This window comes from Streptomyces sp. NPDC031225 (assembly GCF_055570355.1).
This window is the reverse complement of sequence record NZ_JBVIHJ010000002.1, coordinates 336648-355149: the sequence shown is the minus strand read 5'-3', so window position 1 is coordinate 355149 and position 18502 is coordinate 336648. Positions and strand designations below refer to the sequence as shown.

21 protein-coding genes and 4 tRNA genes are annotated in these 18502 nt (G+C 69.0%); 20 read left to right on the top strand and 5 right to left on the bottom strand.

Annotated features, from left to right (window positions below):
* The first annotated feature begins 104 nt into the window (after positions 1 to 104).
* Positions 105 to 371: a GlsB/YeaQ/YmgE family stress response membrane protein gene (locus tag ACZ48Z_RS04495; RefSeq protein ID WP_468734269.1), complete on the top strand. Its 267-nt coding sequence runs from the start codon at positions 105 to 107 to the stop codon at positions 369 to 371.
* 82 nt (positions 372 to 453) lie between these two features.
* Here ACZ48Z_RS04495 and ACZ48Z_RS04490 read toward each other — a convergent pair whose 3' ends face one another.
* The gene (locus ACZ48Z_RS04490) at positions 454 to 942 is read right to left on the bottom strand and encodes a YajQ family cyclic di-GMP-binding protein (RefSeq protein WP_468734268.1); all 489 of its coding nucleotides are present in this window, start codon (positions 940 to 942) and stop codon (positions 454 to 456) included.
* Positions 943 to 1177: 235 nt separating this feature from the next.
* On the opposite strand from ACZ48Z_RS04490, the gene ACZ48Z_RS04485 reads away from it, so the two are divergent.
* Positions 1178 to 1259: transfer RNA gene (locus ACZ48Z_RS04485), tRNA-Tyr, on the top strand.
* Positions 1260 to 1769: 510 nt separating this feature from the next.
* A complete protein-coding gene (locus tag ACZ48Z_RS04480; protein WP_468734267.1) occupies positions 1770 to 1982 on the top strand; it encodes a hypothetical protein in 213 nt (70 codons plus the stop codon).
* Between the two features lie 376 nt (positions 1983 to 2358).
* Here the strand turns inward: ACZ48Z_RS04480 and ACZ48Z_RS04475 are convergent, their stop codons facing one another.
* Both ACZ48Z_RS04475 and ACZ48Z_RS04470 read right to left on the bottom strand, forming a co-directional pair.
* The gene (locus tag ACZ48Z_RS04475; protein ID WP_468734266.1) at positions 2359 to 3015 is read right to left on the bottom strand and encodes an NAD(P)H-binding protein; all 657 of its coding nucleotides are present in this window, start codon (positions 3013 to 3015) and stop codon (positions 2359 to 2361) included.
* Positions 3016 to 3209: 194 nt separating this feature from the next.
* Positions 3210 to 4496, bottom strand: coding sequence for an amidohydrolase family protein (locus tag ACZ48Z_RS04470; RefSeq protein ID WP_468734265.1), 1287 nt, complete (start codon positions 4494 to 4496; stop codon positions 3210 to 3212).
* Positions 4497 to 4753: 257 nt separating this feature from the next.
* Between ACZ48Z_RS04470 and ACZ48Z_RS04465 the strand changes: the two genes are divergently transcribed.
* The 8 genes from ACZ48Z_RS04465 (at position 4754) to ACZ48Z_RS04430 (ending at position 9779) form a co-directional block, all read left to right on the top strand.
* Positions 4754 to 4826 (top strand) — tRNA-Thr (locus ACZ48Z_RS04465).
* Between the two features lie 46 nt (positions 4827 to 4872).
* A tRNA-Met gene (locus ACZ48Z_RS04460) sits at positions 4873 to 4945 on the top strand.
* 88 nt (positions 4946 to 5033) lie between these two features.
* A complete protein-coding gene (gene rpmG / locus ACZ48Z_RS04455) occupies positions 5034 to 5198 on the top strand; it encodes a 50S ribosomal protein L33 (RefSeq protein WP_018834916.1) in 165 nt (54 codons plus the stop codon).
* Between the two features lie 102 nt (positions 5199 to 5300).
* A complete protein-coding gene (locus ACZ48Z_RS04450; RefSeq protein WP_389096420.1) occupies positions 5301 to 5753 on the top strand; it encodes an FAS1-like dehydratase domain-containing protein in 453 nt (150 codons plus the stop codon).
* Positions 5754 to 5761: 8 nt separating this feature from the next.
* Entirely contained in the window at positions 5762 to 6190 is a 429-nt protein-coding gene (locus ACZ48Z_RS04445) for a MaoC family dehydratase (protein ID WP_468734468.1), read from the top strand.
* A gap of 277 nt (positions 6191 to 6467) precedes the next feature.
* Positions 6468 to 7037: a TetR/AcrR family transcriptional regulator gene (locus ACZ48Z_RS04440; RefSeq protein WP_468734264.1), complete on the top strand. Its 570-nt coding sequence runs from the start codon at positions 6468 to 6470 to the stop codon at positions 7035 to 7037.
* Positions 7038 to 7133: 96 nt separating this feature from the next.
* Positions 7134 to 8600 carry an MFS transporter gene (locus ACZ48Z_RS04435; RefSeq protein ID WP_468734263.1) on the top strand — a complete coding sequence of 489 codons (1467 nt, stop codon included), beginning with the start codon at positions 7134 to 7136 and terminating at the stop codon, positions 8598 to 8600.
* Positions 8601 to 8723: 123 nt separating this feature from the next.
* Positions 8724 to 9779 carry a UDP-N-acetylmuramate dehydrogenase gene (locus ACZ48Z_RS04430; RefSeq protein ID WP_468734262.1) on the top strand — a complete coding sequence of 352 codons (1056 nt, stop codon included), beginning with the start codon at positions 8724 to 8726 and terminating at the stop codon, positions 9777 to 9779.
* 21 nt (positions 9780 to 9800) lie between these two features.
* On the opposite strand, the gene ACZ48Z_RS04425 is transcribed toward ACZ48Z_RS04430, so the two are convergent.
* Positions 9801 to 10841: an adenosine deaminase gene (locus tag ACZ48Z_RS04425; RefSeq protein WP_468734261.1), complete on the bottom strand. Its 1041-nt coding sequence runs from the start codon at positions 10839 to 10841 to the stop codon at positions 9801 to 9803.
* Positions 10842 to 10960: 119 nt separating this feature from the next.
* Positions 10961 to 12187, bottom strand: a complete 1227-nt coding sequence (locus tag ACZ48Z_RS04420) for a pyridoxal phosphate-dependent aminotransferase (RefSeq protein ID WP_468734260.1) — start codon at positions 12185 to 12187, stop codon at positions 10961 to 10963.
* Between the two features lie 248 nt (positions 12188 to 12435).
* On the opposite strand from ACZ48Z_RS04420, the gene ACZ48Z_RS04415 reads away from it, so the two are divergent.
* The 9 genes from ACZ48Z_RS04415 to rplJ all read left to right on the top strand — a co-directional run bounded on the left by ACZ48Z_RS04415 (position 12436) and on the right by rplJ (position 18497).
* A tRNA-Trp gene (locus ACZ48Z_RS04415) sits at positions 12436 to 12508 on the top strand.
* 108 nt (positions 12509 to 12616) lie between these two features.
* Positions 12617 to 12901, top strand: a complete 285-nt coding sequence (gene secE, locus ACZ48Z_RS04410; protein ID WP_468734259.1) for a preprotein translocase subunit SecE — start codon at positions 12617 to 12619, stop codon at positions 12899 to 12901.
* 81 nt (positions 12902 to 12982) lie between these two features.
* Positions 12983 to 13888: a transcription termination/antitermination protein NusG gene (gene nusG, locus ACZ48Z_RS04405; protein WP_468734258.1), complete on the top strand. Its 906-nt coding sequence runs from the start codon at positions 12983 to 12985 to the stop codon at positions 13886 to 13888.
* A gap of 5 nt (positions 13889 to 13893) precedes the next feature.
* Entirely contained in the window at positions 13894 to 14394 is a 501-nt protein-coding gene (locus ACZ48Z_RS04400; RefSeq protein ID WP_468734257.1) for a hypothetical protein, read from the top strand.
* 133 nt (positions 14395 to 14527) lie between these two features.
* Positions 14528 to 14962: a 50S ribosomal protein L11 gene (gene rplK / locus ACZ48Z_RS04395; protein ID WP_006383482.1), complete on the top strand. Its 435-nt coding sequence runs from the start codon at positions 14528 to 14530 to the stop codon at positions 14960 to 14962.
* 76 nt (positions 14963 to 15038) lie between these two features.
* Positions 15039 to 15764 carry a 50S ribosomal protein L1 gene (rplA, locus tag ACZ48Z_RS04390; RefSeq protein ID WP_389096407.1) on the top strand — a complete coding sequence of 242 codons (726 nt, stop codon included), beginning with the start codon at positions 15039 to 15041 and terminating at the stop codon, positions 15762 to 15764.
* 113 nt (positions 15765 to 15877) lie between these two features.
* The gene (locus tag ACZ48Z_RS04385) at positions 15878 to 16729 is read left to right on the top strand and encodes an SCO4651 family lipoprotein (protein ID WP_468734256.1); all 852 of its coding nucleotides are present in this window, start codon (positions 15878 to 15880) and stop codon (positions 16727 to 16729) included.
* Positions 16730 to 16819: 90 nt separating this feature from the next.
* A complete protein-coding gene (locus ACZ48Z_RS04380) occupies positions 16820 to 17677 on the top strand; it encodes an SCO4651 family lipoprotein (protein WP_468734255.1) in 858 nt (285 codons plus the stop codon).
* A 289-nt stretch (positions 17678 to 17966) separates the two neighbouring features.
* Positions 17967 to 18497 (top strand): 50S ribosomal protein L10, encoded by a 531-nt coding sequence (gene rplJ / locus ACZ48Z_RS04375; protein WP_389096401.1) that lies wholly within the window; start codon positions 17967 to 17969, stop codon positions 18495 to 18497.
* Positions 18498 to 18502: the final 5 nt, after the last annotated feature.

Below are 18502 nucleotides of genomic sequence, written 5' to 3'. Positions count from 1 at the left end.
GCCGTACGACCCATGCGCCGGAGAATCCGCACGGTCTGCCGGGATGGATGCAGATCACAGTCGTCGGACAGTGCGGGCACAGCGCGGAAGGGCAGGTTCAGGGCATGAGCATCATCGGCTGGATCATCCTCGGGCTGTTGGCCGGAGCCATCGCCAAGTTCCTGCTGCCGGGCCGTGACCCGGGAGGCTTCATCGGGACGACCCTCATCGGCGTCGCAGGCGCTTTCATCGGCGGCTGGATAGCGGCCCATTGGCTGGACCACCCGGTCACCAAGAGCTTCTACGACGGCGCCACCTGGGCCGCCGCGATAGGCGGCTCGCTCGTGCTCCTGATCGCCTACCGTCTCCTGTTCGGCAACTCGCGCGACTGACATCCCCGAACCGCAGCCAGCAGGCGAGAAGGGTGGGCACCGGCCAGGTGCCCACCCTTCCTCGTACGGACGGTCCGCTGCCCTACCGGTAGTTCACGAACTGGATCGCGAAGTCGAAGTCCTTGCCCTTCAGCAGGGCGATGATGGCCTGGAGATCGTCCCGGCTCTTCGAGCTGACCCGCAGTTCGTCGCCTTGCACCTGGGCCTTCGCGCCCTTCGGACCCTCGTCACGGATGATCTTCGCGACCTTCTTCGCGTTGTCCTGGGAGATGCCCTCCTCGATCGACGCGAAGATCTTGTACTCCTTGCCGGAGAGCTGCGGCTCACCCGCGTCGAGCGCCTTCAGCGAGATCCCGCGCTTGATCAGCTTGGACTGGAAGACGTCGAGGACGGCATTGACCCGGTCCTCGGAGTTCGCCTCCATGAGGATCTTGTCACCGGACCACCCGATCGACGCACCCACGCCCTTGAAGTCGTAGCGCTGCGAGATCTCCTTGGCGGCCTGGTTGAGGGCGTTGTCGACCTCCTGCCGCTCGACCTTCGAGACGATGTCGAAACTGGAGTCGGCCATGTCCTGTGGCTCCTTGTATCGGGGTGCGTATCGGCGTGCGTAGGGATGCGTATCGGCGTACGTGGGGGCGGGCGCCGAACCCGGCGTGGACCGGGGCCGCATCCGCCCAAGCCTAGCCATCCCACGCCCTCCGGGCGCAGATCAATCAGGTGGCCGAGCACCCCTCGGCATCGGGTATTGTTTACGTCGTTGCCACAGAGCACCGCCGAAAGACGGTTCGAAGGGCAGCAACCCCGGCGGTGTGCCCGAGCGGCCAAAGGGAGCAGACTGTAAATCTGCCGGCTCAGCCTACCCAGGTTCGAACCCTGGCGCCGCCACGCTGAGAGAAAGACCCCCTCCGAACTGCGGAAACGCAGCGCGTAGGGGGTCTTTTCGTGTACTGGGACGCTTTGGTACGTGGCGTTTCTCACCGAGCGGCTGGGCGGGTGGGCAGCCGGGCGGCCTGGCATGGGTCAGGACACGCGTTCGCTCTCTTCCCTAAGCGCGGAGCGCGTGTGGCGGTAGCGGGCCGCGGCTTGGTGACGCGTCCAGAGGATCGAGCAGGAGAAGCCGGTCACGCCGAGCGCGAGACGTGCGAGTGGCAAGGCCGGCCGGCCACCCCGTGGTCAGCCCGGTGGCGATCATCATGGCCACGAGGAGGCCCAAGCCCTGTGCAGCCCGGCCAGCACGGCGACCAGTGGCCCGAGCGCTTGATCCGCCCCCTCTGGGTCGTCGACCAGCCTCCGCATCACGGCCCATACCCCGGGCTCGCTCAGCCCCTCACGAGAGTGCGTGGCGCCCGTCGATCCGGACGTAAGAATTCCGTCCGCTCGGGGCACACTGACTGCATGTCAAGTCGCCGAAGGCTCTGCCCCGAATGCCGTCGCGAGATCGCCGTGGTCGCCGGCCGCTTCGCCCGGCACGACCCTCCGGGAGCGCGCGAGAAAGGTCAGTTGGTCTCGTGCCAGGGTTCCCGCAGGCAGGCGGAACTCGAAGCGGTGCAGCCGTCGTTGGACGGGTACGCAGTCCCCGTCGTACCCGGCCAGCTCCCTCTGTTCTGACACCGCCGCCCCCTGCGCGGTCCCGACCTGACCGGGCGTCCACACGGCGCAGGCTCCACAGCCGCCAGCCGCCAGCCGCCAGCCGCCAGCCGCCAGCCGCCAGCCGCCAGTCCTCGCCCTCGCGTCACCGCCTGACCGCGGCCCTTCCAGCCATACGCGAGCAGTCCCGACGCGAACTGCCGTGCCCCGTTCGGGCCAGTCCGCGTCAAGCACCGGACAGCACGTCACAAAGGCGTCCAGGCGTGCATGGTCGCGAGCGCTCCCGCCCTGAAGCCTTTGCCGTGGCCGTAGAACTCCCCGTCACGAGGAGCACGTACATCCGCGTACACCCGCCGCACAGCGCCGCCACGCGGGCGGCGCTGTGCGGCGGTCGCCGTCAGTTGCCCGCCACCGACTTCACTGCCACCGACACCGGCGTGGACCCGCTGATCAGCTCCAGTGACAGCCCGGCGGTCGCGGGCGTGTCCAGCAACTCCGCGAGTACGGCGGCCACGTCGTCGCGCGGGATCGAGCCCCGGCCGGTCTGTGCCTCCAGGCGTACGAGGCCCTTGCCGGTGTCGTCCGTGAGCGCGCCGGGGCGCAGGATCGTACAGTCCAGGGCGTCCAGGCCGCTCACATAGGCGTCGGCCTCGCCCTTGGCGCGCAGGTAGGCATCGAAGATCTCGTCGCCCTGGTGCCGCGGGTCCGCGCCCATGGACGACACGATCACGAAGCGCCGCACGCCCGCCTGGACCGCCGCGTCCGCGAACAGCACCGCCGCCGCCTTGTCCACCGTCTCCTTGCGGGCCGCGTCGCTGCCCGGGCCCGCGCCCGCCGCGAAGACCGCCGCGTCCGCGCCCCGCAGAGAGGCCGCGACCTCCTCGACCGAGGCCGACTCCAGGTCCAGCAGGACCGGTTCGGCACCGGCGTCCCGCAGAGCGTCGCCCTGTTCCGCGCGGCGGATGATGCCCGCCACCTCGTTGCCTCGCGCGGCGAGCAACCGCTCAAGCCGCAGCGCGATCTGACCATGACCACCAGCGATGACAATGCGCATGTCTTCGACCGTACGCCCGAACAGCCACAACCGCCGCATGGCCTCCGGCCGAGGTCGCCGGACCGGATCGCTGTGACTGGTCGCCGCGCCGCCACGGGCCGTTGGGGGAACCGGCCGCGCGACTCCCCATGCGCCTGGACAGCCACAGACACCCGCCGCTACGACACCCCGGACCCCCACCGACCCCGGCTCTCCTACGACACCTGCCCCCGCCCCTGACGCGGCAGCCCCGCCTCTGCGGCGGTCGCCGTCGTCGCGGCCGAGTTGCAGTACTCCCGCACCGCGCTCGTCCGTGCCACCACACGCCCCCGGTGCACCACGATGCGGCTGTAGGCGAGGGAGAGTGCGCCGGCCAGGCGGTCGCCGCGTACCGCGAGCAACTCGGCCGGAAAGCCCGCCTCCACGCGGACCTCGGGCAGCCCGAGGACGGCCCGGGCGGACGTGCTCACCGAGTCGTAGGCGTCCTCGGGGCGCAGTGCGTACCGGGAGGCGAGGAGGTACGCGGCTTCCAACGGGTCGCCGCGCCCCACCGGGTTGGACACGTCCCGCAGCGCTCCGCTGCCGGCCGCCACCTGGACGCCGGCCGCGCGCAGCAGCCGTACCGGAGCCGTTCCCCGCCGGTCGACGCCCCCGCAGCCGCCCTGCGGGAGACACACCACGGCGACCCCGGCCGCCGCGAGCTGGTCGGCGGTCCGGGACACCACCTCGGCGGGCAGCCGGTCGAGCCCGGCACAGGGGCCCAGGGTCACGCCGGGGCGCAGCCCGCCGGCCATGGCCGCGAGGCGGGCCAGCCGGGCCGGGTCGGCGGCGTCGGTGTGCAGGTCGACGGGGCAGCCGTGCTCGGAGGCCACCTCCAGGACGGCCTCCGCGTAGCCCGTCGGATCAGGGTCGAGATCCGGACAGCCACCGACCACCGAGGCGCCCATCTTCAGGGCGTCCCGCAGCATCGCGAGCCCCTCGGCCCCGGCCACCCCGGTCAGCACCCGCGGCATCGCCACGGCCGTCAACTCGGAGAGCCCGCGCAGCGAACGGCGTGCCTGGAGTACGGCGGCCAGCGCGCGCAGCCCCTGGACGTCACCCACGCGCACGTGTGCCCTCACCGCGGTCGCCCCGTGCCCGAGCTGGAGCAGGGCGGCCTCGGTGGCCCGGCGCTGGACGTCGTGGGGGTCGTGGGAGACCGGTCCCTCGGCGTCGGCCGACAGCGCTGTGTCGCTGTGGGCGTGCGGCTCGGCCGGAGCCGGCAGGAGCAGGTAGCCGCCGAGATCCACCCGCGCCCCACGCGCGTGCGTGCCGCCCGCGGCCAGACTCCCCGCAGTCCCGACCGCCTCGATCCGCCCGCCGCCCAGCCGTACGTCCACGGTCCGGCCGTCGGTGAGCCGCGCCCCGCACAGCAGGAGACCGGCTCCCTCGGACCGGCCCGACGACGAAGGACCCGGCGAAGAGGACGAGGAGTGGTGCGGCTGCGGCTGGCTGTCAGGCATCGCGCTCCAGGGACTCGGGGGCTGCGCGAGCTCGGAACCACCGGAACCGCGCAGGGGACGCAAGATCACGCAGAGTGAGTCGAGCCTAGGACGGTGATCCGCTCGTCACGGGGAGGAGCGCAATAGTCGTACCGGTGTGGTCCGCCGTGCGGGAGGGGCGGTTGAGGCCGCCGGGAAGGCCGTGGATCAAGGCGTGCGGGGCGCCGCGAAACGGATTTGGGTGAACGGCGGCGGAGCGTGTAATGTCTTCATCGCTCGCCCCAATAGCTCAGTCGGTAGAGCGTCTCCATGGTAAGGAGAAGGTCTACGGTTCGATTCCGTATTGGGGCTCTGGTGTGAAAGGTTCCCGTCGCAAGGCGGGAACCGATCGCATCACAGCGGTGTAGCTCAGTCGGTAGAGCAAGCGGCTCATAATCGCTGTGTCACCGGTTCAAGTCCGGTCACCGCTACTGACAGTAGCCGATTGCGGGGTCGGTCCTTCGATCGGCTACTCTTTTATGCGTTCAACGTCCCATCCGTTCGTCAAGGAGCACTCCTGTGGCTGCCACCGACGTCCGCCCGAAGATCACGCTGGCCTGCGTGGAGTGCAAGGAGCGGAACTACATCACCAAGAAGAACCGGCGTAACAACCCGGATCGAATGGAGATGAAGAAGCACTGCCCGCGTTGCAACGCGCACACCGCGCACCGCGAAACGCGATAAATCAGGCTCGTACACGAGGCCGTCCCCGAGAGATCGGGGGCGGCCTCGCGTCGTTGAACGACCCGATACCGGTCAGTAGAGCAAGCAGGAGGTGCCGAGCCCATGGCGCTCGACCAGTCCTTCGTGGGGCGGACCTACCCGCCCACCGCCCCCTACGAGGTGGGCCGGGAGAAGATCCGCGAGTTCGCCGAGGCGGTGGGGGACACCAACCCCGCGTACACGGACCCGGAGGCAGCCAAAGCGCTCGGTCACCCCGACGTCGTTGCCCCGCCGACTTTCGTGTTCTCGATCACCTTCAGGGCCGCGGGGCAGGTAGTCCAGGACCCGCAGCTCGGCCTGGACTACAGCCGGGTCGTGCACGGCGACCAGAAGTTCGCGTACGTCCGCCCGGTGCGTGCCGGTGACCGACTGACCGTCACCTCCACCATCGAGGCCATCAAGTCCATGGCCGGCAACGACATCCTGGACATCCGCGGCGAGGTCCACGACGAGGCCGGCGAGCACGTCGTGACCGCCTGGACGAAGCTCGTCGCCCGCGCGGCAGAGGGGGCGTGAGGAAGCAGATGACGGCGAAGATCTCCTACTCCGACGTCGAGGTCGGCACCGAGCTGCCCGCCGGGACCTTTCCCGTGACCCGCGCCACCCTCGTTCAGTACGCGGGCGCCTCCGGGGACTTCAACCCCATCCACTGGAACGAGAAGTTCGCCAAGGAGGTCGGACTGCCGGACGTCATCGCGCACGGCATGTTCACCATGGCCGAGGCGATCCGCGTGGTCACCGACTGGACCGGCGACCCGGGCGCGGTCGTCGAGTACGGCGTGCGCTTCACCAAGCCCGTCGTCGTCCCGAACGACGACCAGGGCGCCACGATCGAGGTCAGTGCCAAGGTCGCGGCCAAGCTGGACGACAACACGGTCCGCGTGGACCTCACGGCGACCAGCGCGGGGCAGAAGGTGCTGGGGATGTCGCGGGCGGTCGTACGACTGGCCTGACGCCTGACGCCTGACGCCTGACGCCTGACGCCTGACGCCTGACGCCTGACGCCTGACGCCTGACGCTGAGGTGAGCCAGGTCGGTTGGTGCACTGCGCTGCGGTAAGGGGTGCCCTCCATGGTGGGGCGCCCCTTACGGCGTTGTGGCCCCCTGCCTGCGACAACGATCGGCGGGGGTGGGCCGTTCCGGATGGGAGTTCCAGTCGCGCGCACTCGGCTTCTTGTGACGCGTACTCGGCCTCTTGCCAAGTTAGTGATTGAGTACTAACTTAGCCGCATGGCCAGGATGAGTGCAGAGGAGAGGCGCGAGAGCGTCATCCGCGCGGCGACGACCGAGTTCGCCCGCGGTGGTTACCACGGCACCTCGACCGAGGCGATCGCCAAACGGGTCGGGGTCTCGCAGCCGTATCTCTTCCGGCTCTTCCCGGGCAAGAAGGCGATCTTCCTCGCCGCCGCCGAACGCTGCGTGGAGGAGACCATCCGCACCTTCGCTGAGGCGTCCAAGGGGCTGGAGGGCGAGGAAGCCCTGCACGCCATGGCGGACGCGTACACCCGGGTCATCTCGGAGCGGCCCGAGTGGCTGATGATGCAGATGCAGATGTACGTCGCCGTGGGCGCCGCCGAGCAGGAGGGCGACCACGAGTTCGGCGAGGTGGTCCGGGCCGGCTGGATGCGGCTGTGGGAGACGGTCCATCTGCCGCTCGGCGCCGACGCCAACGAGACGACGGTCTTCCTGGCCTTCGGAATGCTCATCAACTGCCAGGTGGCCATGGGTTTTCCGCCGGAGCACCGGGTCTGGGAGGGGATGTATCCCTCAGCCCGGCTCAAGGGCCGGCTGGAGCGCTGAGCCTGCATGGCGGGGTGCCGCAGGCGCCTCACCGTCTGGGCCTTTCCATGATCGTGAAACTTAGTAATCACTAACTAATCACCCGCTGGGGGAGCGATGTCACAGCAAGAGCACGCCGGGCCGACCGCACCGACCACACGTCGCGGGGGAGCCGTATGGGCCCTCGTCATCACCAGCGTCGCCGGATTCATGGCGGCCCTCGACAACCTCGTCGTCACCACCGCTCTGCCCTCCATCCGGGATGACCTCGGTGGGGCGCTGCACGACCTGGAGTGGACGGTGAGCGCCTACACGCTCACCTTCGCCGTCCTGCTCATGACCGGCGCTGCCCTCGGTGACCGGTTCGGCCGGCGCCGCCTCTTCCTCACGGGCCTCACGATCTTCACCGGCGCCTCGGCGGCCGCGGCCCTGGCACCCGGCATCGACTCCCTCATCGTCGCCCGCGCGATACAGGGAGTGGGAGCGGCGATCATGATGCCCCTCACTCTCACCCTCCTCACGGCCGCCGTGCCCGCCGCCAAGCGCGGCATGGCGTACGGCATCTGGGGCGCCGTCAACGGGCTCGCCGTGGCCTCAGGCCCCCTCATCGGCGGCAGCCTCACCGAGCACATCTCCTGGCAGTGGATCTTCTGGGTGAACGTCCCGCTCGGCCTCGCCCTCCTCCCGCTCGCCCGCCTGCGGCTCGCCGAGTCCCACGGCGCCGGAGCACGGCTCGACATCCCCGGCACACTGCTCGCCAGCGGCGGTCTCTTCGGTATCGTGTTCGGCCTGGTCCGCGGCCCGTCCGACGGCTGGACCGACGCCCCGGTCCTCCTCGCCCTGTTCGCCGGGTCCGCACTGCTCGCCGCGTTCATCCTCTACAGCACACGCGCCAAGAACCTCATGCTCCCCATGCGGCTGTTCCGCTCCCGCGCCTTCTCCGGGATCAACGCGGCGAGCCTGCTGATGTTCCTCGGGATGTTCGGCTCGATCTTCCTGCTCAGCCAGTACATGCAGGGCGTCCTCGGCTACTCGCCCACCGAGGCGGGCCTGCGGATGCTTCCCTGGACCGGCATGCCGATGCTCGTCGCACCCGTCGCCGGAATCCTCTCCGACCGCATCGGCGGCCGGCCGGTCGTGGCCACGGGCCTCTTCTTCCAGGCGGCGGGCCTCGCGTACATGGCGTCCGTGGTCACCGTCGACGTGTCCTACGCCGCGCAGCTCCCCGGTCTCATCATCAGCGGCATCGGCATGGCGCTGTTCTTCGCCCCCGCGTCCAACCTGGTCATGTCGAGTGTCCTGCCGGCGGAGCAGGGCATCGCCTCCGGGGCGAACAACGCGCTGCGGGAGGTGGGCGGAGCGCTGGGCATCGCCATCATGGCGTCGATCTTCTCCGCGCAGGGTGGATACGAGAGCGGCCAGTCCTTCGTCGACGGACTGCGGCCGGCCCTGATGACGGGCAGCGCGGTGGTGGCCGCCGCCGGGATCGCGGTCCTTCTGATCCCCTCGCGGAAGCGGGCGGCACGGGCCGCGGAGACCGCCCCTGCCGAGGAGACCCGGCCCCTGGAGACGATCGCCCGCTGAACCGGTGCCGCCACGGCCCCGCCCGCGAGGGCGGGGCCGTCCGCCGTGCCGGTGATCGCGCGGTTCCCCGCACCCCGACCCGGGGCACGCGCGCGGCCGCCGCCGAACCGTAGGCTGTAGCGCGTGCAGGAACGACACGACGCCCCCCTCGCCCCGCTGACCACCTTCCGCCTGGGCGGCCCCGCCACCCGCCTGGTGACCGCGACGACCGACGCCGAGGTGATCGAGGCCGTCCGCGAGGCCGACGCCGACGGCACCCCGCTTCTGGTCATCGGCGGTGGGTCCAACCTCGTCATCGGGGACAAGGGGTTCGAGGGCACCGCGCTCGTCATCGGCACCAAGGGCCACGAACTCGCCGGTACCCGTCTGACGCTCGCCGCCGGCGAAGTGTGGACCGACGCCGTCGCCCGCACCGTGGAGGCCGGACTCGCCGGTATCGAGTGCCTCGCCGGCATCCCCGGCTCCGCGGGCGCGACCCCCATCCAGAACGTCGGCGCCTACGGCCAGGAGGTGTCCTCCCGCATCACAGAGGTCATCGCCTACGACCGCCGCAGCGGCGAGACCGTCACCCTCACCAACGACGAGTGCGCCTTCTCCTACCGGCACAGCCGCTTCAAGGAAGACCCCGACCGCTACGTCGTCCTGCGCGTCCTCTTCGACCTGGAGGACGCCGGCGGCCTCTCCGCGCCCGTCAAGTACGCGGAGACCGCCCGCGCCCTGGGCGTGGAACCCGGCGACCGCGTCCCCCTCGCCGAAGCCCGCAAAACCGTCCTGAAGCTGCGCGCGGGCAAGGGCATGGTCCTGGACCCCGACGACCACGACACCTGGTCGGCAGGCTCCTTCTTCACCAACCCGATCCTCACGCACACCCAGTTCGCGGAGTTCCACGCGCGCGTGAAGCACCACCTCGGCGAGGACGCCGTACCGCCCGCCTATCCCGCGGGCGACGGCCACACCAAGACCTCCGCGGCCTGGCTCATCGACAAGGCCGGCTTCACCAAGGGCTACGGCACCGGCCCCGCCCGCATCTCCACCAAGCACACCCTCGCCCTCACCAACCGGGGCGACGCCACCACCGAGGACCTCCTCACGCTGGCCCGGGAGGTCGTGGCGGGCGTACGGGACACCTTCGGGATCACCCTGGTCAACGAACCGGTGACGGTGGGCGTGAGCCTGTAGCCGACGGGCGCCGAAGGCACGTCAAGAGGCCGGACCACTGAGCCAGTCGTCCACCCCGGACAGCATCTTGGTCTTCATGTCCTCCGGTGCCGCCGAAGCCCGTACCGACTGCCGTGCCAGTTCAGCGAGTTCCGCGTCCGAGAAGCCGTGATACCGCCGGGCGATGTCGTACTGCGCGGCCAGCCGGGACCCGAACAGCAGCGGGTCGTCGGCGCCCAGCGCCATCGGCACCCCCGCCTCGAACAGGGTCCGCAGCGGGACGTCCTCCGGCTTCTCGTACACACCGAGGGCCACGTTCGACGCCGGACACACCTCGCACGTCACCCCGCGGTCCGCCAGCCGCTTCAGCAGCCGCGGGTTCTCGGCCGCCCGCACGCCGTGACCGATCCGGCTCGCGTCCAGGTCGTCGAGGCAGTCCCGGACCGACGACGGCCCGGCCAGCTCACCGCCGTGCGGCACCGACAGCAGCCCGCCCTCGCGCGCGATGTTGAAGGCCCGGTCGAAGTCCCTTGCCATGCCCCGGCGTTCGTCGTTCGACAGCCCGAAGCCGACCACGCCCTTGTCCGCGTACCGCACCGCGAGCCGGGCCAGCGTGCGGGCGTCCAGCGGATGCTTCATCCGGTTCGCGGCGACCAGCACCCGCATCCCGAGCCCGGTCTCGCGCGAGGTCGTCTCCACCGCGTCCAGGATGATCTCCAGCGCCGGGATCAGCCCGCCGAGCATGGGGGCGTACGACGTCGGGTCGACCTGGATCTCCAGCCACCCCGAACCGTCGCGGACATCCTCCTCCGCGGCCTCCCGCACCAGCCGCCGGATGTCGTCGGGCTCCCTCAGACACGAGCGGGCCGCGTCGTACAGCCGCTGGAACCGGAACCAGCCCCGCTCGTCCGTGGCCCGCAGTTTCGGGGGCTCCCCGCTGGTCAGTGCTTCGGTCAGCGACTCGGGCAGCCGCACACCGTACTTGTCGGCCAGCTCCAGGACGGTGGCGGGCCGCATCGAACCGGTGAAGTGCAGGTGCAGATGGGCTTTCGGCAGCTCAGAGACATCACGTACACGCTCCATTCGAGGATCCTGCCGTACGTCGCCGCCGTCCCGGTACCGCTTTCCCCTTTAGTGGTCTTGCTCGCACAAAAAAAGGGGCACCCCCTCACGGACGGGGTGCCCCTTTTCCCACGGAGACGTCAGTCCCGCGCCTCCGCCAGCAGCTTCTGGATCCGCGAGACACCCTCGACGAGATCCTCGTCACCCAGCGCGTACGACAGCCGCAGATAGCCCGGCGTGCCGAAGGCCTCACCCGGGACGACCGCGACCTCGGCCTCCTCCAGGATCAGCGCGGCCAGCTCGACCGTGTCCTGCGGGCGCTTGCCGCGGATCTCCTTGCCGAGCAGCTCCTTGACCGACGGGTAGGCGTAGAAGGCGCCCTCGGGCTCCGGGCAGAGCACGCCGTCGATCTCGTTGAGCATCCGCACGATCGTCTTGCGACGCCGGTCGAAGGCCGTGCGCATCTCCGCCACCGCGTCGAGGTTGCCGGAGACCGCGGCGAGGGCCGCGACCTGGGCGACGTTCGACACGTTGGACGTGGCGTGCGACTGAAGGTTCGTCGCGGCCTTGACGACGTCCTTCGGACCGATGATCCAGCCCACCCGCCAGCCCGTCATGGCGTACGTCTTCGCGACGCCGTTGACGACGATGCACTTGTCGCGCAGCTCGGGCAGGAGCGCGGGCAGCGAGGTGAACGTCGCGTCGCCGTAGACGAGGTGCTCGTAGATCTCGTCGGTCAGCACCCACAGGCCGTGCTCGACGGCCCAGCGGCCGATCGCCTCGGCGTCGGCCTCGCTGTAGACGGCGCCGGTCGGGTTGGAGGGGGAGACGAAGAGGACGACCTTGGTCTTCTCCGTGCGGGCCGCCTCCAGCTGCTCCACGCTGACGCGGTAACCGGTGGTCTCGTCCGCGACGACGTCGACCGGGACACCGCCGGCGAGACGGATGGACTCCGGGTACGTCGTCCAGTACGGCGCCGGGACGATGACCTCGTCGCCCGGGTCGAGGATCGCGGCGAACGCCTCGTAGATCGCCTGCTTGCCGCCGTTGGTCACGAGGATCTGCGTCGGGTCGACCTCGTAGCCGGAGTCGCGCAGCGTCTTCGCGGCGATCGCGGACTTCAGCTCGGGCAGACCGCCGGCCGGGGTGTAGCGGTGGTACTTCGGGTTCGAGCAGGCCTCGATCGCGGCCTGGACGATGTAGTCCGGGGTCGGGAAGTCCGGCTCACCGGCGCCGAAGCCGATCACCGGCCTCCCGGCGGCCTTGAGGGCCTTGGCCTTGGCGTCCACGGCGAGGGTGGCGGACTCGGAGATCGCGCCGACTCGGGCGGAGACCCGGCGCGCGGTGGGAGGGGTTGCAGCGCTCATGGGGCCCATCGTTCCAGACCGGAAACCTGCCCGGCACGCGGGTTTCACGGACTGAACAACGACTGAACAACCGTCCGGATTCGTCCCGCACGCTGGGCGATCTTGCGTCCCCAAGGCCCTTACGGGCGCTTTCTGTTCGACGAGGGGCCGTGGACCACGTACACTCTCACCTCGTTGGCCTTCAGCAGCCGCCCCAACCGGTGCACACCGAGCACCCGGTCGGATGCGGTACGTTGGGGGGCGCACAAAGGGTCGTAGCTCAATTGGTAGAGCACCGGTCTCCAAAACCGGCGGTTGGGGGTTCAAGTCCCTCCGGCCCTGCTACACACACCATCGCCAGGATGTGTGCGCATGTACGTACAGCAATGCACCGCCGTGCGGCTCCAACCGGGCGCGGCACGGCCACGACCCGGGAACAGGTGAGGACGAATGGCGGACGCCGTGGGCTCCATTGATACGCCTGATGCCCAGGATGAGGCGCCGGAGTCCAAGAAGACCCGTAAAGGCGGCAAGCGGGCCAAGAAGGGCCCGCTGAAGCGCCTCGCGCTCTTCTACCGGCAGATCGTCGCAGAACTCCGCAAGGTCGTCTGGCCGTCGCGGAACCAGCTGTCGACGTATACGACCGTGGTGATCGTCTTCGTCATCGTCATGATCGGTCTGGTGACCGTGATTGACTATGGACTCAACCACGCCGCCAAGTACGTATTCGGCTGAGCACAGAGCGAAGGGCGCCGAGGTTACCGGCGCCCCTTTTCGCATGTTCCACCCCTAAGTATCCAGGAAGAAGCAGCCACCGTGTCTGACCAGAACCTGAACGACGCCGTCGAGCCGGACGAGACCGTGTCCGTGGAGGACGAGCTCGACATCGTCGAGGGCGCGGACGAGGACCTGGACGAGGTCGAGGCTGCCGACGCCGAGGCCGGCGAGCCCGCCGAGGAAGCCGCCCTGCACGCCGAGGACGAGTCCGCGGAAGAGTCCGGTGGTGACGTCGAGTTCACCGAGGACGAGTCCGGCGATGACGTCGAGGCCACCGAGTCCGTCGAGGACGAGGAAGAAGAGGCCGAGGAAGAGCCGGCCGAGCCGGTCGACCCCGTCGCCGCCCTGCGCGAGGAACTGCGCACCCTCCCCGGTGAGTGGTACGTCATCCACACCTACGCGGGTTACGAGAACCGCGTGAAGACCAACCTCGAACAGCGTGCCGTCTCGCTGAACGTCGAGGACTTCATCTTCCAGGCCGAGGTGCCCCAGGAAGAGGTCGCGCAGATCAAGAACGGCGAGCGCAAGACCATCCGCCAGAACAAGCTCCCCGGCTATGTCCTGGTGCGCATGGACCTGACCAACGAGTCCTGGGGTGTCGTCCGCAACACCCCCGGCGTCACCGGCTTCGTGGGCAACGCCTACGACCCGTACCCGCTGACCCTGGACGAGATCGTCAAGATGCTCGCCCCGGAGGCCGAGGAGAAGGCCGCCCGCGAGGCCGCCGAGGCCGAGGGCAAGCCGGTCCCGCAGCGCAAGCTCGAGGTCCAGGTCCTGGACTTCGAGGTCGGCGACTCGGTCACCGTCACCGACGGCCCCTTCGCCACCCTCCAGGCCACGATCAACGAGATCAACGCCGACTCCAAGAAGGTCAAGGGCCTCGTCGAGATCTTTGGCCGCGAGACTCCGGTCGAGCTGTCCTTCGACCAGATCCAGAAGAACTGAGTGGCTTGACCGACACAGACAGAACCGACGAAGGCGCCCCACCGGTGGAGACCGGGACGGGGCGTCTTCGCCGTTTCCGGGTGCCGGCTCTGCTCCTGCTGCTCGCTGCGGTCCTCTCGATTCCGGCGATCCTCGTGGGGATCAACCAGTGGAACCGGGTGGCCGAGGTCCAGGGCGGGGGGCGCGCGGTCGGTACCTTCCACTCGGAGGGCGCCAACTGCTTCCGTCACCGCTGCTGGGTCGACTTCGAGGTCGACGGCAGGCGCGTGGAGGCCGATCTGCCGGCCGTCACCGGCACTCGGGAGAACAAGGTCTCGCGGGACGGCAAGCCGATCGTCATCCGTTACCTGGCCTCGGACCCGACGAGGGCCGCCGAGGAGAACGATTACGGCTCCGTGGTCGCCGCATGCTTCCTGCTCGGCCTCCCGACCCTTGCGCTGCTGCTCATCGCGGTGCTCCGGCTGATCCACGGCCCGCTCCGACGGGACCCCGCTCCGCAGGGCTGACCTGCCGATTTCTTGTCCAGGGCCGCAACGGCTATCGTGGTGCGGTATGCCATTTGCTGGATGAATCATCCAATTGACGCATCCGAGTCAGGCAGATGGCACTCGACCTCTCACGTAAGGACCCGGAGAGAGCATGCCTCCCAAGAAGAAGAAGGTCACGGGGCTCATCAAGCTCCAGATCAACGCCGGCGCGGCGAACCCGGCCCCGCCGGTCGGCCCCGCGCTCGGTCAGCACGGCGTCAACATCATGGAGTTCTGCAAGGCCTACAACGCCGCGACCGAGTCGCAGCGTGGCTGGGTGATCCCGGTGGAGATCACGGTCTACGAGGACCGCTCCTTCACCTTCATCACCAAGACTCCGCCGGCCGCGAAGATGATCCTCAAGGCCGCTGGTGTCGAGAAGGGCTCGGGCGAGCCGCACAAGACCAAGGTCGCCAAGATCACCCAGGCGCAGGTCCGCGAGATCGCCACGACCAAGCTCCCCGACCTCAACGCCAATGACCTGGACGCCGCGTCCAAGATCATCGCCGGTACCGCCCGTTCCATGGGCATCACGGTCGAGGGCTGAGCCCAACTCCCGCAGAAGAAGTGGCAGGGCCTGCTCGGCCCACACCACGACTCCTCAGAACACACAAGGAGCAGTAGTGAGCAAGCGCAGCAAGTCTCTCCGCGCTGCGGACGCCAAGATCGACCGGGAGAAGCTCTACGCCCCGCTCGAGGCCGTCCGTCTCGCCAAGGAGACCTCCACGAGCAAGTTCGACGGCACCGTCGAGGTCGCCTTCCGTCTGGGTGTCGACCCGCGCAAGGCGGACCAGATGGTCCGTGGCACCGTGAACCTCCCGCACGGCACCGGTAAGACCGCCCGGGTCCTGGTCTTCGCGACCGGTGACCGTGCCGAGGCCGCACTCGCCGCGGGCGCCGACATCGTCGGCTCCGACGAGCTCATCGACGAGGTGGCGAAGGGTCGTCTGGACTTCGACGCCGTCGTCGCCACCCCGGACCTCATGGGCAAGGTCGGCCGCCTCGGCCGCGTGCTCGGTCCCCGTGGTCTCATGCCGAACCCCAAGACCGGCACCGTGACCCCGGACGTGACCAAGGCTGTCACCGAGATCAAGGGTGGCAAGATCGAGTTCCGCGTCGACAAGCACTCGAACCTGCACTTCATCATCGGCAAGACGTCGTTCGACGACACCCAGCTGGTGGAGAACTACGGCGCGGCCCTGGAGGAGATCCTCCGTCTGAAGCCGTCCGCCGCCAAGGGGCGCTACATCAAGAAGGCCGCTCTCAGCACGACGATCGGCCCCGGCATCCCGCTCGACTCCAACCGCACCCGCAACCTCCTCGTCGAGGAGGACCCGGCCGCGGTCTGAGACACCGGCAGGTTCCCGGGCCCCGCACCTTTCGAGGTGCGGGGCCCGTTCGCGTGTGCGGGGCATGTGCTCTGGGTTAGCGTGCGAGCAGGGCACCTGCACCGGGGGGACGCATGAAGAGGACGACGGTCTGGGTCATGAGGGCCGCCGTACTGACGGGACTGGCCGTCTGCACCACCGCCTGCACCTCCTCCGGCTCCCCCGACGGGCCCCGCGAGACGCACACGGCCCCGGCGCCCGCCCCTCTCCCCGCCCTGCGTGTCGCCGAGCGCTCCACCGAGCGGGCCGACACGGCCCGGGTGAGATCGGGAACCGTGATGGGCAGCCAGCTCTCCCTCACCGCCGACGGCGTCCTGGCCTGGCGCGACGGCCTCTCCGGCGCCCTCACCATCGCCTACACCGGCGGCTCCGCGGCCGAGACGATGCGAGGTCTCGGCGTCACCTCCATGGAGGCCCGCTACCTCTCCGACGCCTACTACGCGCGCATGGGCGACGTCTTCGCCGCGAAGGCGGGCGGCAAGCACTGGCTCAAATACGCCTACGACGACCTGAAGACCCTCGGCGGCGGAGCCGACCTCGCCGACCAGATGCGCTCCACCACCCCCAACCAGTCGGTGCGGCTGCTGCTGGACTCGAAGGACGTGCGCGAGGTCGGCGAGGAGAGCGTGGACGGCCAGACCACCACGCACTACTCCGGCACCGTGCGGGTCGAGGACGTCACCGACACCGAGCTCCAGCAGCGGCTCCAAGCCGCCGATGTCACCGCCGAGACCGTCGACATCTGGATCAACGAGAAGAACCTACTGGTCAAGAAGGTCGAGAAGACCACTACGGCGAGCGGCCGGGTGACCCAGACCGCCCACTACAGCGACTACGGCGTGAAGGTCGCCGTACGGAAGCCGCCGGCCGCCGACACCACGGATTTCAAGACACTCCTGTCACAGCCGAGTACCAACTCCTCCTGAGTCCCGGGGAATTCGCAGGACCCCCTCCGCCCCCTCGGCTAGGCTCACGGTCTTGCTGTGAATCGGCCATGTGTTCCTTGGGGGGAATCAATGAGTGCTTCTGTACGACGTTCCGCACGCTGTCGGACGATCGGCGCCGGGCTCGCCGTCGTGGCCCTCGCCGCGGGTGCGGTCAGCTGTTCCAAGGGGGGCGACGAGTCGCCGAAGATGACGCCCGCGGCAGCGGTCGCCAAGGCGGCGAAGAACACGGAGGGCATCACCTCCGTCCACTACCGCATGAAGGGCAAGGTGCCCGAGCAGGGGCGGGTCGAGGGCGAGGCCTCCATGCGGATCAAGCCGAGCGTCGCGATGGCCATGAAGATGACCGTGCCCGACCAGGGCACCAAGGGCACCATGGAGATCCGGCTCGTCGACAAGGCCATGTACATCGGCGGCAACGCCGACATGGCCAAGGAGATGGACGGCAAGACCTGGGTCAAGTTCGACATGTCCGCGCTGGGCGACAAGAACCTCGGCGCCACCACGCCCGGTGCCGGCCAGGCCGACCAGAACCCGGCCACCGAGTCCACGTTCCTCACCGGCGCCAAGAACGTGAAGAAGGTCGGCACCGAGACTGTCGACGGCGTCAAGACGACCCACTACTCGGGCACCGTCACCGTCGCCGACCTCAAGGCCTCCTTCAAGGACGAGACCAAGGCCGTCCGCGAGCAGCGCGAGAAGAGCCTCCAGCAGTACGAGAAGCTGGGCGTCGACAAGCTCGCCATGGACATGTGGGTCGACGGCGAGAACCACACCAAGCAGTTCCGGATGCAGGGCGCCGCCGACAAGGGCCCGCTCGACATGACCATCACCTTCCTCGACTACAACAAGCCGGTCACCGTCACGGCCCCGCCCGCGAAGGACACCGCCGACCTGGCCGAGATGATGAAGGGACTCCAGAACGGCTGAGCGTCGTAGGACCGGATTTGCTTGACAGGGATCCGGTCACGTACGCTCCTACAGAAGCCAAAGACCGCTGGTCGTTGCCGTGTTCTCAACTGAGGGTGCGGTGGCCGAAGGATCCGCTGAATACTGCGGACGACCCGCGTAGGTGTCTGTGGAAGTCGCTCCTGGAGTTCACTGCCTCACGGCAGTTGTGTTTCCGGTTGAGTTACGCCCCGTGCGCCTGCGCCGGGGCGTTTCGTTTGTCCAGCCCCTTCTGAGCGGTCCTCATCACCCGGAAGGAGGCCGACGCTCTATGGCAAGGCCCGACAAGGCTGCCGCGGTAGCCGAGCTGACGGAGCAGTTCCGCAGCTCGAACGCCGCCGTGCTGACCGAGTACCGGGGTCTCACTGTGGCGCAGCTCAAGAACCTGCGCCGTTCTCTCGGTGAGAACGCCCAGTACGCCGTGGTGAAGAACACGCTGACCAAGATTGCGGCCAACGAGGCCGGGATCACGACGCTCGACGACCTGTTCAACGGTCCGACGGCGGTCGCCTTCGTCACCGGTGACCCGGTGGAGTCGGCCAAGGGTCTTCGTGACTTCGCCAAGGACAACCCCAACCTCGTCATCAAGGGCGGTGTCCTTGACGGCAAGGCGCTGTCCGCCGACGAGATCAAGAAGCTTGCGGACCTCGAGTCCCGCGAGGTTCTGCTCTCCAAGCTGGCGGGTGCCTTCAAGGGCAAGCAGACTCAGGCTGCTCAGGTCTTCCAGGCGCTCCCGTCGAAGCTCGTCCGCACTGTGGAAGCGCTTCGTGCCAAGCAGGACGAGCAGGGCGGTGCCGAGTAACTCGG

Excerpts from the sequence above, each read along its gene's own strand:
- ACZ48Z_RS04435 (WP_468734263.1), top strand. The coding sequence starts at position 7,134 with ATGTCACAGCAAGAGCACGCCGGGCCGACCGCACCGACCACACGTCGC.
- rplK (WP_006383482.1), top strand. The coding sequence starts at position 14,528 with ATGCCTCCCAAGAAGAAGAAGGTCACGGGGCTCATCAAGCTCCAGATC.
- ACZ48Z_RS04470 (WP_468734265.1), bottom strand. The coding sequence starts at position 4,496 with ATGCCTGACAGCCAGCCGCAGCCGCACCACTCCTCGTCCTCTTCGCCG.
- ACZ48Z_RS04475 (WP_468734266.1), bottom strand. The coding sequence starts at position 3,015 with ATGCGCATTGTCATCGCTGGTGGTCATGGTCAGATCGCGCTGCGGCTT.
- ACZ48Z_RS04380 (WP_468734255.1), top strand. The coding sequence starts at position 16,820 with ATGAGTGCTTCTGTACGACGTTCCGCACGCTGTCGGACGATCGGCGCC.
- ACZ48Z_RS04445 (WP_468734468.1), top strand. The coding sequence starts at position 5,762 with ATGACGGCGAAGATCTCCTACTCCGACGTCGAGGTCGGCACCGAGCTG.
- ACZ48Z_RS04420 (WP_468734260.1), bottom strand. The coding sequence starts at position 12,187 with ATGAGCGCTGCAACCCCTCCCACCGCGCGCCGGGTCTCCGCCCGAGTC.
- ACZ48Z_RS04440 (WP_468734264.1), top strand. The coding sequence starts at position 6,468 with ATGGCCAGGATGAGTGCAGAGGAGAGGCGCGAGAGCGTCATCCGCGCG.
- ACZ48Z_RS04490 (WP_468734268.1), bottom strand. The coding sequence starts at position 942 with ATGGCCGACTCCAGTTTCGACATCGTCTCGAAGGTCGAGCGGCAGGAG.
- ACZ48Z_RS04385 (WP_468734256.1), top strand. The coding sequence starts at position 15,878 with ATGAAGAGGACGACGGTCTGGGTCATGAGGGCCGCCGTACTGACGGGA.
- ACZ48Z_RS04480 (WP_468734267.1), top strand. The coding sequence starts at position 1,770 with ATGTCAAGTCGCCGAAGGCTCTGCCCCGAATGCCGTCGCGAGATCGCC.
- ACZ48Z_RS04450 (WP_389096420.1), top strand. The coding sequence starts at position 5,301 with ATGGCGCTCGACCAGTCCTTCGTGGGGCGGACCTACCCGCCCACCGCC.
- ACZ48Z_RS04425 (WP_468734261.1), bottom strand. The coding sequence starts at position 10,841 with ATGGAGCGTGTACGTGATGTCTCTGAGCTGCCGAAAGCCCATCTGCAC.
- secE (WP_468734259.1), top strand. The coding sequence starts at position 12,617 with ATGGCGGACGCCGTGGGCTCCATTGATACGCCTGATGCCCAGGATGAG.
- ACZ48Z_RS04495 (WP_468734269.1), top strand. The coding sequence starts at position 105 with ATGAGCATCATCGGCTGGATCATCCTCGGGCTGTTGGCCGGAGCCATC.
- rplJ (WP_389096401.1), top strand. The coding sequence starts at position 17,967 with ATGGCAAGGCCCGACAAGGCTGCCGCGGTAGCCGAGCTGACGGAGCAG.